Origin of the sequence: Microcystis sp. Msp_OC_L_20101000_S702, from assembly GCF_007095705.1 — a bacterium.
In the GTDB taxonomy this organism is placed as follows: domain Bacteria; phylum Cyanobacteriota; class Cyanobacteriia; order Cyanobacteriales; family Microcystaceae; genus Microcystis; species Microcystis ichthyoblabe_A.
This window is the reverse complement of record NZ_SFBO01000071.1, coordinates 35,125-46,213: the sequence shown is the minus strand read 5'-3', so window position 1 is coordinate 46,213 and position 11,089 is coordinate 35,125. Positions and strand designations below refer to the sequence as shown.

Sequence of the window (11,089 nt, the reverse complement as noted above, 5' to 3'; positions counted from 1 at the left end):
ATAACTACAAAAAAGCTAGTCAAAAATACGCCAAGGGACATTTAAAAGTAAGTAGGCAACGAGAAGAGTTTGCTAAAAAATTGGCACTCCGTTTAATTCAGTCAAACGACTTGATAGCCTACGAGGATTTAAAAGTCAAGAACCTTGTGCGTAATCGAAAACTAGCCAAGAGTATTAATGATGCTGGTTGGTCACAATTGAGAAAATGGATTGAGTATTTTGGCATTAAATACGGCCGATTAACTATTGCAGTTAATCCAGCCTATACAAGTCAAGAATGCCTTAATTGTGGTCGGTTAATCCAAAAGTCTCTATCAGTCAGAACTCATGTTTGTTCCTGCGGATATGTGGAAGATAGGGACAAGATGGCGGCATTAAATATACTCAAAAAAGCTACGATAGGGCATATCGGAAGCTGGTCGTCAGACCTAAACGCTTGGGGAGATTTAAGCTCTATTTTGGTTGGTAGAAATACCTGCTAAGACAACTTGAGTCAGTGAACCAAGAATCCCTCGCATAAGCGCGACGGGAGTGTCAATATCTCAAGTAGTCAAATTTTTGCTCACCATTTTTCGCCTAGACTTCTTGGGGTTAACCGGATTGTTGGGGAAATTAGGCAAGGAGTCTAGGTTGATCTAATGCTCAAGGACACCTCGAATAAAAGATTTTGTTAACAAAGTGTTGGTCGAGGAAATCTCCTTGATCTACATTGATGAAGAGGGAATTATTTTCAAGAACTAACAAGGCGCTCCGTCCCTCAAAATTCGATTTTTCGAGGTAGCCTAGACATAACGCCTTGGTTATTGGCTAAAATTAAACTTTTTTTGCCCATCAATTTAAAAACTTGCGTTTTTTTGATCATCTTAGCCTAGAGGACTGAGTAGTATGAGTTACAGCAAAGTTGATTTGTTAATTTTGTCCATCAGTGTAATCTGGGTTAAATCTCTCACTTTTTCCCGTTATCAATTACTCAAGGGGTAGCTCGATCAATTGGACTTATTGAGAAAATCTTCGCACTAATTGAGAGTAAACCAAGGTTTGATCAGGGTTTCAGGCGGTGCAATGCTGAAGTAAATCTATTTTTCGAGGTACCCCCAAGAGGATCGATAACCACTGATTCCGAGCCAGTAATGATACACTAGGCATGATTTAATTACAAACCTCGATCGCAAAAGGAAATAAATATCGATGAAAGCCATGATTTTGGCGGCAGGCAAAGGAACTCGTGTCCGTCCGATTACCCATACGATTCCCAAACCCCTGATCCCGATTTTACAAAAGCCGGTGATGGAGTTTTTATTGGAACTGTTGCGACAGCATGGCTTTGATCAGATCATGGTGAATGTCAGTCATTTAGCCGAAGAAATTGAGAGTTATTTCCGCGATGGTCAGCGTTTTGGGGTGCATATCGGCTATTCTTTTGAGGGTAGAATCGAAGAGGGCGAGTTAATCGGTGATGCCCTAGGATCGGCGGGCGGTTTACGACGAATTCAAGATTTTAATCCCTTTTTTGACGATACTTTTGTGGTTCTCTGTGGTGATGCGCTGATTGATCTCGATCTAACCGCAGCCGTTAAATGGCATCGAGAAAAAGGAGCGATCGCCACTATCGTCACCAAAACTGTCCCCAGAGAGGAAGTATCCAGTTATGGGGTGGTAGTTAGCGACGAGGAGGGACGGATTCTCAGTTTCCAAGAAAAACCGGCCATCGATGAAGCTTTAAGTACCTGCATTAACACGGGGATCTATATTTTTGAACCAGAAATCATTGATTTTATTCCCCCTAATAGTAAATACGACATCGGGGGCGAGTTATTCCCCCAATTAGTCGCTAAAGGTGCGCCTTTCTACGCTTTAAACATGGATTTTGAATGGGTGGATATTGGTAAAGTCCCCGACTACTGGCAGGCAATTCGCGGGGTGTTATCCAGGAAAATTAAAAATGTTGCTATCCCCGGCATCGAAGTCAAACCGGGCATCTACACGGGCTTAAATGTGGGGGTAAACTGGGATCGAGTCGATATTACCGGACCTGTGTATATCGGGGCAATGACGCGCATTGAAGACGGGGCGAAAATTGTCGGTCCGAGTATGATTGGCCCAAATTGTTGGATTTGTGGCGGCGCAACAGTGGATAATAGCGTTATTTTTGAATATTCTCGCCTCGGTTCAGGGGCGCGTTTGGTGGATAAGTTGGTCTTTGGGCGCTACTGTGTTGATAAAACCGGCGCGGCGATCGATGTGGAAGCGGCAGCCTTGGATTGGTTGATTACCGATACCCGCAAGGTTCCCCCAGAATTTGATCACCCTAAACATCAGGCAATTCGTTCTTTATTCAATGGCAAGTAGGCAACACCGCAACGGGGAACTTTTTACTTGATAAGTACCTAAGCAAAATTAATTACACATATCTAACCACTCCTTGCATGAGTGCCTTTTGCCTTTTGCCTTTTGCCTTTTGCCTATCCTAACCAAGACATTAATTTTGCACGACTACTTATCATGTTTGATTCTCCAGTTGATCTTCTCATTCTCTCCAATGGTCCTGGAGAAATATCTACATGGGTGCGTCCAGTTGTCAAGAGATTGCGACAAAACTTAACAGAAGATCGATCGCGGTTGCGGATTTCGGTGATTCTTTCCCCTTGTACTCATTCTATGGGGGCGGAAACGGAAGTAGTTAGGAAATATCCGGAAGTCGATCGAGTCCAGTCGCCAGAAAACTTCTTTAATTTTTTTTTCTGGGGAAAAACCGCCGATAATTGGGATTGGCACCCCAAGGGCATCGTTTTATTTTTAGGGGGCGATCAATTTTTTGCCCTCACCATCGGTAAACGTTTGGGTTATCGCACCGTTATCTATGGGGAATGGGAAGCGCGTTGGTATCGGGGGATCGATCGCTTTGCCGTGATGAATACAAGTGTATTAAATAATATTCCCCAACAATATCAGCATAAATTTACTGTTATCGGCGATTTAATGGTGGATTTGCCCACTGCTATCACCCCTGATGATGCTACCTTAATTGCACTCCTCCCGGGTTCCAAACCCTCGAAATTAGCCCAGGGTGTACCCCTAACCCTAGCCATTGCTGAAAAGATACACGCGCAGGCTCCCCAGACTAAATTCTTAATTCCCGTCGCTCCTACCCTAAATTTAGCTTATTTGGCGAAATTTGCCGATCCTAGCTATAATCCGATGATCACTAAAACCGGTTGGAGTGCTGCCCAATTAAAAAACGGCGAAAAACCCTATCTAGAAACAGATAAGGGGGTAAAAGTTGACCTAATTACCGATTTTCCCGCCCATAACCAGCTTTCTCGCTGTCATTTAGCTTTAACGACGGTGGGTGCTAATACTGCTGAATTAGGGGCGCTGGCAATCCCGATGATTATTTTACTACCGACTCAGCAACTCGACGCGATGAGAACTTGGGACGGTTTACCCGGTTTATTAGCTCAACTGCCGGGGGTGGGTTCTTTATTTGCTAAGATAATTAATCTCTATATGTTGCGGAAAAAGCGTTTATATGCCTGGCCAAATATTTGGGCCGGTGCAGAAATTGTTCCGGAATTATTGGGGGAATTACAACCAGAGGAAGTGGCAAATATGGCTAGATCTTGGTTAGAAAATCCCGAACAATTAGAGGCTATCCGGCAAAAATTGCGGGCAGTGCGCGGGCAAGCAGGAGCAGTGGATAAGTTAGTATCTATTATTGCCGAACAATTGTCTAGTTTTTAATCAATTAGATAATTAAGCTTGTTGGTAGTGAGGATCAATTGCGATTAATTTATTAACAGTTTGATAGAATTCCTGCTGATAAAATTCCCGTTGATTGCCGTCGAGAGCATTAATTAATTGTTCTTGACAGTAGCGACGATATTCCATTAAACTAATTTTTTCCATAGCTATAATAGCATCTTTAATTTGTTCCTCTGGTTGCAAAATTTCCTGACTGGTATGTTCATTTAAGTGAAATAAAGAATTAAAATCACGATTTTTGTCTGTAGTTATCATCAATAAATGATTCTGTAAAGCTGACATCAAATCTCTTGGTTTAGTAATTTGGTTTTCTAAATCTAGAATTACTTGCCATAACCAACGATAATCAGGGACATTAAAAATTAAATCTTTTTCATCCAAAAGTTCACAAATGAGCCTCCGATATTCGGGAGAATGGAGATAGATTAATAATAATAACCATTCGGCTTTTTCTGTGCCATTTTTTTCGGATTTATCTAAGATGTTTTTACTCTTAATTGCTGGGGATTTTCCTTGAGGTTTATTAACCTGTTTGGAGAGATTTTTTAAAATATAAGGCAAACGAGTCGCATCTTTTTGAGCCAAAATTTCAGCACAATAATCGAGGTAAAAAGTGCGTTGATTGCTATCGATTAACTTTTGCAGTAAACTCACCATACTATTAGCTATTTGTTGAAAATGTAGTCCCTGTTTTAAATCTTTATTAACCAACATTTGCGAGATTTGCCAATCAATCCAAAAAGGAGATTTTTCGATTAATTCTCGATAACTATTTACCCCGTCAGTATGGGATTTAAGAAATTCATCGGCATCTTTACCATCGGGAAGATTAAGGATTTTTAGGTTAACTTGTCCCGAATAAACTAGGGAGTTAATTTCCTCGATCGCTCTTTGTGTTGCTTTAATTCCCGCTTGATCGGCATCAAAATTAAAGATTATTTGTTTACTTTCACTGTAGCGCAAAAGTAGTTTAATTTGCTCTTGACTTAAAGCTGTTCCTAAACAGGCAACCACATTAGTAATACCGGCAGCATGGAGAGCGATTGCGTCAAAATAACCCTCCACAACTATCGCTAAATCTTGCTGAATAATTGCCTGTTTAGCTCGATCGAGAGCAAAGAGAGTTTTTCCCTTTTCAAATAGAGGAGTATCGGGAGAATTTAGATACTTTGGTTGTTCATTACCTAAACTACGACTACCAAAAGCGATCGCTCGTCCTTGACTATCAAAAATAGGAATCATTAAACGATCTCGAAATTGATCGTAATAACCGCTACCATTTTGACGCGCTTTAATTAATCCCGCTTGTTCTACTAAAGCCACAGGATAGCGCTTTTGTTCCACTAAATAACGATAGAGAGTTTCCCAACCTTCCGGAGAATATCCCAGTTGAAAAGCTGCGATAGTTTCCGCGGTTAGTTGTCGTTGTACCTTGAGATAATCTAACGCTTTTTCCCCTTGGGGTTGACTAAGAGCGTGTTGATAAAAACTCACCGCCACGGCCATTATCTCGTATAATTGTTCCTTGAGGGATAATTGCTGTTCTAATTCCTGACGCTGTTCTACTGCTAGAGTTTTAATCGGGATTTGATACCTTCTAGCAAGATCGAAAACCACTTCACTAAAAGATTGTTTCCCCACCTCCATAAAGAATTTAATCCCGTTTCCCCCCGCACCACAGCCAAAACAGTAATACATTTGTTTGGCAGGACTAACCGTAAAACTAGGGGATTTTTCCTCGTGAAAAGGACATAAACCGACGTATTCCCTTCCCCTTTTTTTGAGGACGACTCTCTCGGAAATTAAATCCACAATATCAATTCTTTGTTTAACTTCTTCGATCGTATCTGGATGTAGTCGCGGTGTATCCATAATCAGTTATCAGTTATCAGTTATCAGTTATCAGGAGATTTGCTTTTATTTATTCTCCCCGTCTCCCCAATTCATCATTCATCATTCATCATTCCCACTCCCCTCTCCTTCTCCCCCATCTACCCACTGCGATGGCGGCATTTTGTCCTCCGAAACCGAAACTAAGACAGAGACAATTGTGCAGGGAAAAATTAACAGCCGATCTAATTAAATTTAATTGAAAAGGCGACTCGCGCACACCGACACAGGGGGGAATTAGCTGATTTTTCAGAGCCATTAAACAAAAAGCCACACCTAATGCCCCCGAAGCCCCTAAAGTGTGTCCTGTTGCGCCTTTTGTCGAGCTTACAGCCACTTGCGAACCAAAAATGCTGGCGATCAGGTTTGCCTCCCGTTCATCGTTTAAACGGGTGCTAGTGCCGTGGGCGTGAATGTAATTAATTTCATCTTTTCTTAATTGACTTCTGTGCAAACATAGTTCTATGGCTTTGGTAGCGCTACGATTATCCACCGCCGGGGCGCTAACATGATCGGCATCGCAGGTAAAACCATAGCCCAAAATTTGCCCGTAGATGGCGGCATTTCTGCTTAAAGCCAGTTCTTCCGATTCAAGGACTAAAATCGCGCCACCTTCGCCCAAAACCAAACCCTCTCTAGCTCTATCAAAAGGATAACAGCCCGTTTTCGCCAAAGCTCCCATCTGTTCAAATCCCACCAGAGTTAAGGGAGTGATCGGAGTTTCGATCGCCCCGACTAAAACTCGATCGCATTCTCCCATTTTGATTAATTCTACAGCCTGTGCGAGCGACCAGATGCCCGTGGCACAGGCCGCCATGGGTGCTAAGACTGGGGCGCTGGTTTCTATCAATCTAGCGGTCAATACCGAGGCGCGATCGGGTAAACTATGTAACCAGTTTTCTACTATTCCCGTCGCTGCCATCCGTTCCCATAAACCCTGACAACCACGACTAGAACCGATAGTGACACCACAATCCTTTAAGGGAGGGGTTAATTGAGCGTCTTCAAGGGCAGCAATCAGGGCAATTTTGGTTAAATCCTCTAAAAATGCCGGTTTGTGACCGATTAAAGCCAAGGGTAAAGTGGGTAAATCAGAAAATGGTTGTTGTCTAGTTATACCAGTTTTGCCCTCTAGTAATCTTTGCCAACTCTGACTTAAATTTCCCAGAGAACTGATCAACCCAATTCCCGTCACCACAACATTCATTTATCAGTTATCAGCTATCGGAATATTAAATGATTGGGTGGGTTAGGGGGAAAATTAAATTATCGTCCCGCGAACCCACCCTAACCGATCGCTATTTTTTCAGATTTTCTGCACCAGAAATAACTTTGGCCGAGTCAATTTTATCCCCTTGTTTAATCGTATCGATCACTTCCATTCCCTTAGTGACATAACCAAAAACGGCATAATCACCATCGAGGAAATTGATATCCGACAGGGCAAAATAAAACTGAGAAGAAGCGGAATTAGGTTGTTGAGAACGGGCCATCGCGATCGCACCGCGTTTATGGGGTAAAGCGACGATGGGAGTGCGGGCCGTGGCCTGTTGACCGATTGATTTCCCATAAATCGGCTCTTTTTCGTCTTTAAGGAGAATTTCCAGGGGAACATAACGGGATTGCTTGGTTTCTGGATCAACAAAACCACCGGTTCCGCGACCTTGGGGATCACCACCTTGGGCGACAAAAGGCTGCGGTTCTGTAACCACGCGATGGAAAGTTAAACCATTATAAAAACCTCTCTCCACCAGATCCACAAAATTACCGGCAGTAACTGGGGCCGCATTGCCATCAATTTCGATCGTTACCGGGTTACCTTTGATGATCATCTCGACGACAGCAGTTCCATCTAAGCGGGGTTTGTAATTATCCATGTTGACACTGCCCGAACTGGCAGGTTGAGAGGTTTGGGTGATACTAGAATTATCGGGGGTGGAGTTAGCTTCTGGGGAAGAACAGCCGAAAAGTGTGGTCGTTGTGATTAAAAAAACACAAACCACAGACAGCCAGCCAGATTTTCTTATCTTCATCATTTTATAGCCAAAAAGAGCGAAAAAAGGCCTACAATCCCTCTAGAGGAATTTCCAGAAAACGAGCGAGTTCCGCTCCTTGATTTTCCAATTCCGAGAGGGACATCGGATCACCGACGCGAGTTAAAGGAATATCGCGACGCTGTTTAATCCGTAGGAATAGTTCCCGTTTCGGGTTGAGTCCTTCTCGCACTTCGGCCCGCACAGCTTGCACATCTTCCAGGGGCCAATCGAGATCAACGCGACGATTTTTGCCGGGGTAGCCCCAACGAAAGATTTTAAGTTTGCCAGTTTCCTTATTAAACTCGTTGTAACCACCTCCGACATTCCAGAGGAGAGATAACCAGAGATAGATGGCTAAGAGGGTCCCCGCAGTGCCATAAAAGAGGAGGGCGACCCCTTGGGGAATAAATTGTAAGGCACTGGTATCGCTAACGAGAAGTAGATTGACCTTCAAATAACTGGAAAGACCGGCAAGGAGAAACCCTAGACCGCCAATAGAGACGATTACAGCCCAAAAATAGTTACTAGGGCGACGCGCTCCCACTACTTCTTGCCGTAGGATCAGGCTATCTTTACTTGTTGTTTGCGCTTTCATGAATTCTTTTTAAGGTTGCCTAGAGTTATTTTACCAGCTTTTTTCTCGCCACTTCCCCAACCCCGACCCAGGGATGCAGCCGTTGATTTTTCTGGGTGTACCCATGTTTATCATAATATTTACTTATAGGTGAGTGGGGGAAGTTTAGGGGAAAATTCCCTAATCGTAATTCTCCTCGGCAACAATCATGCGTTAGATTTATTCGGGGTTTCCTTAATTTGTACCCAGTAAAGGCACATTCAGATACAGCACGGGTTATGGTCTTTTGTCAAGGGGGAAGTCCAATAATTAAATCTCTACTGTCAAGGGGGAAGTCCAATAATTAAATCTCTACTTTTTAAAATACAAATGGACTATTAAAAGTAAATTCGTAGTCAATTACTCATAACTTCGGTGGCCGATTGTAACCTTTAAGGTGTTTGTCCAAAGACCATATATAGACGCGGCGGCTTGGATTTTGATCACAAATTTTCTGCCAATCATGAATGATAGAAAGGTCTCCCAGTCCCCTACCTCGCATCGCTTCATCAGGAAACTCTTTTAACCATCCTTGCAGGTCTTCTTTCTTTAGAAAATTAATAGGGGTGAAGGGAGATTTTCCTTCAAGAGCTTGTGTTACCTGATTTACAAATTTTTCTGCACAAATACGTCGCTGATTGCCATCTACCTTTTTGGCCTTGGCAATATGATTGCCAGTTTCCAGAATGGTTGCCATTGGCAAAAAAAGAGATTCCCTAGCTTTAATTTTCTCTTCTAATTTTTGAAGTATTAACTCAGATTGACTCGCTTTGTGGGGGACATTAAGTATCTCTAAAAAGATCGAAGTATCGATCAGACAAATAGCTCCCATCAGGCTACTTCTCCCTGTTTTAATTGCTCTAACCAACTTAGCGCGTTTTGTTGACGTTGTTCTGCTGTGGACTTATCCTTTAAGAACTTATCTAATACTTGTTTAGTCATCAACTGACCAAGAGTTCCCTGCACAATTAATTCGGGGAAACGCTCTAAATCAGCTAATCGGACAATACGACTATCTCCTGCTTGCGGATCTCGGTAACAACAAAGTACATTTCCAATATCACTATCGGGTACTGCATCTAGTAACGCCGGGTTATGGGAGGTGATCAGTACCCTCAGTTTTCTTTCTAAGGCGATCTCCCGAATTTGCTTAACTAAATTATCTGCACGACTGGGATGAACACCATTATCGATCTCTTCAATAATTACGAAAGTTCCAGGATTTACACTTAGTAGAGTTGCAGCAATCGCTAAAACTCTCAGAGTACCATCAGACAACAAAGGAGCATCTATCTGATGTTCTTTGTTCCCAAAAGACTCTATTAGTTTCACCATAACATCCTTGCGGTCTGTAATGATAAAGCGAATATCGGTAATATCCTGTTCTGGTAATGAACGAATGAAGTCAAGCAACTTGTTTTTTTGAGTCTCTCCCTGCTGACAAACTGCGTAAAGAACACTAGAAAGGTTAGAGCCATCTTCTTTAATATCATCATCTTTAGCGTAAGCATAATCCCGCATTACTGCTGGACGAGGATCAAGAAAGACGATATTCCTCAAGGTTTCTCGAATTACTTTAGTAACTGCTGGAATAATTTTTTGTGATTTAGTATGACTTTGCTGGAACCGACTGGGAGTTTCCAATTGATAAAAAATGGCTTGTCGGTTAGAGCAAGGTATGTGGGGCTTATTTTTACCTTTGTTAAAATTGTTATACATCACCCTAATTTCATCGGTGTGTGAGTTGGGATCGCCATCAATTTTGTAAAGTGTTAATTCCTGATCTTTACTAGCTTTACTGACACTTTCTCCGATTATAATAAGTTGGTCTGATAATAGCCCAATTTCAATCTCGAAATCAGTCCAACCGTCAGGAGCGTTATCAATGTGTGTTCCCAAGGTAAAATACTGTTTTTCTGCACCGAAAAGATCGATCGCTTGTCCACGAGCAATTGCATTCCCGCTTTGAATGTTGCGTTCAATGTCATCTAACCTGCTGCCTTTCGCTAACCACGAAAGTAAGCGAATTGCTTCTAGTGCATTACTTTTACCTGACGCATTAGCACCGATTAAAAAGGTGATGGGAGCTAGAGACAAGGTTGCCTCCTGATAGCTTTTGAAATTCCGAAGAGTCAGCGATGTTAACATACTTTTCACCCATTAAATCTTGACTGGTGCAGTTTGAGCATTTGTACTAAAAGTTCCAATACCGGCGCAGCTTATAGACTCTAACAAGTACCGAAAACTAGCACCCATAACCTTGAAAACTCAAACTGTAGGGCAGGGCATATCCGAACAGTATAATCTAGGCTTGGGGAGATAAGATCGCTGTTTATTGGCATTAGGGCGGAACCCTTACCCTTACTGCATGGGGCTTCTCAGAAAAAATTGAAAAGACGCTACCGGGTACATTTTTCCCTTGAAAATGGCTGTACCGTTGACTGTATCTAGAGTAGAGCGATTCGGTGGAGTTGGCTGTATGGTGATCGCTAACCTTATGATCACAGATGATGTCATTAATCTTTAGAGTAAGCAATTCCCTCTTTAGCCATGTTTTTGCTGGTTTTCTGCCCCGAAACAAGCTATAATGGTCGAAAGGTCAAATTTGAAAATTTTTGCCGCAAACCCTATCTGCGTAAAGACTTCAGGATTTTGTGTTCAGTAGCTCATTGGTATTATATGGCTTTAACTCAGGCTCTGTAAGACTTTTAGCCATAGCTAGTATTTTTGTACGGGTAAAGTCCAGAGCTAAATGGTTGCCTTTTTTAACTTTTTTATTGATCTCATT

General features: G+C 42.3%; 9 protein-coding genes. 3 read left to right on the top strand and 6 right to left on the bottom strand.

Annotation, left to right across the window (positions count from 1 at the left end):
• The 3 genes from EWV60_RS07950 to EWV60_RS07940 form a co-directional block, all read left to right on the top strand.
• A partial coding sequence (locus EWV60_RS07950; protein ID WP_287231771.1) for an RNA-guided endonuclease InsQ/TnpB family protein occupies positions 1-482 on the top strand: 482 nt, incomplete at its 5' end.
• 706 nt (positions 483-1,188) lie between these two features.
• Positions 1,189-2,349, top strand: coding sequence for a nucleotidyltransferase family protein (locus tag EWV60_RS07945; protein ID WP_287231769.1), 1,161 nt, complete (start codon positions 1,189-1,191; stop codon positions 2,347-2,349).
• Positions 2,350-2,502: 153 nt separating this feature from the next.
• The gene (locus EWV60_RS07940) at positions 2,503-3,741 is read left to right on the top strand and encodes a glycosyltransferase family protein (RefSeq protein WP_287231768.1); all 1,239 of its coding nucleotides are present in this window, start codon (positions 2,503-2,505) and stop codon (positions 3,739-3,741) included.
• Between the two features lie 12 nt (positions 3,742-3,753).
• Here the strand turns inward: EWV60_RS07940 and dnaG are convergent, their stop codons facing one another.
• The 6 genes from dnaG to EWV60_RS07910 form a co-directional block, all read right to left on the bottom strand.
• On the bottom strand, positions 3,754-5,634 hold the full coding sequence (gene dnaG / locus EWV60_RS07935; protein WP_287231766.1) for a DNA primase: 1,881 nt from the start codon (positions 5,632-5,634) through the stop codon (positions 3,754-3,756).
• Between the two features lie 88 nt (positions 5,635-5,722).
• Positions 5,723-6,859, bottom strand: a complete 1,137-nt coding sequence (locus EWV60_RS07930; protein WP_287231764.1) for a beta-ketoacyl-ACP synthase — start codon at positions 6,857-6,859, stop codon at positions 5,723-5,725.
• A 91-nt stretch (positions 6,860-6,950) separates the two neighbouring features.
• Positions 6,951-7,688, bottom strand: coding sequence for a peptidylprolyl isomerase (locus tag EWV60_RS07925; protein WP_287231762.1), 738 nt, complete (start codon positions 7,686-7,688; stop codon positions 6,951-6,953).
• A 28-nt stretch (positions 7,689-7,716) separates the two neighbouring features.
• Entirely contained in the window at positions 7,717-8,283 is a 567-nt protein-coding gene (locus EWV60_RS07920) for a photosystem I assembly protein Ycf4 (RefSeq protein ID WP_002733435.1), read from the bottom strand.
• A gap of 382 nt (positions 8,284-8,665) precedes the next feature.
• Positions 8,666-9,133 carry a hypothetical protein gene (locus EWV60_RS07915; protein ID WP_069474421.1) on the bottom strand — a complete coding sequence of 156 codons (468 nt, stop codon included), beginning with the start codon at positions 9,131-9,133 and terminating at the stop codon, positions 8,666-8,668.
• The gene (locus tag EWV60_RS07910) at positions 9,133-10,449 is read right to left on the bottom strand and encodes an AAA family ATPase (RefSeq protein WP_002733337.1); all 1,317 of its coding nucleotides are present in this window, start codon (positions 10,447-10,449) and stop codon (positions 9,133-9,135) included. The genes EWV60_RS07915 and EWV60_RS07910 overlap by 1 nt, the downstream gene beginning before the upstream one ends.
• Positions 10,450-11,089: the final 640 nt, after the last annotated feature.

Coding starts and splice junctions, on each gene's coding strand:
- EWV60_RS07910 (WP_002733337.1), bottom strand. CDS start 10,449: ATGTTAACATCGCTGACTCTTCGGAATTTCAAAAGCTATCAGGAGGCA.
- EWV60_RS07940 (WP_287231768.1), top strand. CDS start 2,503: ATGTTTGATTCTCCAGTTGATCTTCTCATTCTCTCCAATGGTCCTGGA.
- dnaG (WP_287231766.1), bottom strand. CDS start 5,634: ATGGATACACCGCGACTACATCCAGATACGATCGAAGAAGTTAAACAA.
- EWV60_RS07920 (WP_002733435.1), bottom strand. CDS start 8,283: ATGAAAGCGCAAACAACAAGTAAAGATAGCCTGATCCTACGGCAAGAA.
- EWV60_RS07915 (WP_069474421.1), bottom strand. CDS start 9,133: ATGGGAGCTATTTGTCTGATCGATACTTCGATCTTTTTAGAGATACTT.
- EWV60_RS07925 (WP_287231762.1), bottom strand. CDS start 7,688: ATGATGAAGATAAGAAAATCTGGCTGGCTGTCTGTGGTTTGTGTTTTT.
- EWV60_RS07930 (WP_287231764.1), bottom strand. CDS start 6,859: ATGAATGTTGTGGTGACGGGAATTGGGTTGATCAGTTCTCTGGGAAAT.
- EWV60_RS07945 (WP_287231769.1), top strand. CDS start 1,189: ATGAAAGCCATGATTTTGGCGGCAGGCAAAGGAACTCGTGTCCGTCCG.